Here is a 1,084-nt window from a genome sequence, read left to right as displayed (position 1 = left end):
GCCAGCGGCACGAACGCCGCCACGCCCAGCTCGGTGGCGTGGCGGATGACCGTCTCCATCTTGTCGCCCTTGGCCAGGCCCTGCACGAGCACGACCGACGGCCCCGCGTCCGCGCGCTCGAAGCGCTGCGCGATGCGCACGACCGGGAGCGCGTCGTCGAAGGCGACGATCTCGCACGCGAAGTAGTCGAGGGCGGCGTCCACCACCGCGATGCGCTCGCCCGGCGCCAGCCGGAGTACGCGCGCATGCTTCGCGTCGTCGGCCGCGAGGCGCAGCGGGAAGGGCCCGCCGACCTCGTCGGCGAGCACCTGCTCGTCAAGGTAGAAATGCTGCAGGGACATCGCTTGCCCGCTAGTTGAAGGCGTCGCGCAGCTTCTGCAGGGGCGTGCGCTCGTCGGAAACGTCCTCGCCCAGCTCCTCGGCCAGCTGCTCCAACAGCTCGCGCTGCCTCTTCGTGAGCTTCTTCGGCACCACCACGTTCACGTGCACGAACATGTCGCCGCGCGCGTCGCTGCGGAACTTCGGCATGCCGAAGCCCTTCACGCGCACCACCTGCTCGTTCTGGCAGCCCTCGGGGATGCGCACCTGCACCTTCTCGACCTCGAAGATGCCGTCGATCTCGATCTCCGCGCCGAGGGCGGCCTGCACGATGGACACGTTCGCACGCGCGTGCAGGTGGTCGCCGTCGCGCTCGAAGAACTCGTGCGGCTGGATGCGCACCGTGACGATGAGGTCGCCCGGCGCCGCGCCCTGCATGCCCGCCTCGCCGAAGCCGGACAGGCGCAGCTGCTGCGAGTCGCGGATGCCCACCGGCACCTCCACGGTCACGCGCTGGCGGTCGGGCACGCGGCCCTGCCCCTCGCACTCCGGGCACGGGTTCTCCACCGAGCGGCCCGTGCCGTTGCAGGTCTTGCACGTGGTGGCCGTCTGCATGTCGCCCAGAAACGTATGCTGCACCGAGACCACGCGGCCCTGGCCGCCGCAGTCCGGGCAGGTGATCTCGCGCCCGTCGGGGCCGAGGCCCGTGCCGTCGCAGTCGGGGCACGGCGCCAGGCGGTCGTAGACGATCTCCTTCTTGGCGCCC

Annotated in this window: 2 protein-coding genes; both read right to left on the bottom strand. The window is 71.2% G+C overall.

Going from position 1 to position 1,084, the window contains the following annotated elements:
- On the bottom strand, positions 1 to 341 hold a 341-nt coding region (locus GPA_RS01525; RefSeq protein ID WP_041239928.1), incomplete at its 3' end, for an RsmE family RNA methyltransferase.
- A gap of 10 nt (positions 342 to 351) precedes the next feature.
- Positions 352 to 1,084 (bottom strand): DnaJ C-terminal domain-containing protein (locus GPA_RS01520; protein WP_041238762.1); only part of this gene is annotated, 733 nt, incomplete at its 5' end.

The organism is Gordonibacter pamelaeae 7-10-1-b (genome assembly GCF_000210055.1).
Classification (GTDB): Bacteria; Actinomycetota; Coriobacteriia; order Coriobacteriales; family Eggerthellaceae; genus Gordonibacter; species Gordonibacter pamelaeae.
Note: the sequence above shows the minus strand (reverse complement) of the source record. Positions and strands in the feature narration are given on the sequence as shown.